The organism is Clostridioides sp. ZZV14-6154, from assembly GCF_020657785.1.
Taxonomy (GTDB): Bacteria; Bacillota; Clostridia; order Peptostreptococcales; family Peptostreptococcaceae; genus Clostridioides.
In genome coordinates this window covers 1-251 of sequence record NZ_JAGWCY010000099.1, presented here as the reverse complement: position 1 = coordinate 251, position 251 = coordinate 1, and the positions used below count along the sequence as shown (strand labels likewise).

Annotated in this window: 1 pseudogene; it reads right to left on the bottom strand. The window is 35.1% G+C overall.

The window, feature by feature from the left end:
- Positions 1-251: pseudogene (locus KGF45_RS19920) on the bottom strand (ABC transporter substrate-binding protein); the annotation flags it as partial.

Sequence of the window (251 nt, the reverse complement as noted above, 5' to 3'; positions counted from 1 at the left end):
AATCTTTTCCTATAGATGTTACTATATATCCACTACCTTCTTTTTCCATAGCAGTTGCTGTAGGTTCAAATGCTGTTGTAAAGTCACCTTCACCACCTGCAAAAGCTCCAGCCATTACTCCAAATTGTACATCAGTTCTTACATTAACATTGCCTGCTTTTAAATTTTCTCCAATAGTAAGCCCTTTGTCTTTTAAAACATATTCAAAAGTCATTAGTGGAACTCCACCTTTTCTACCACCTAATATTTCT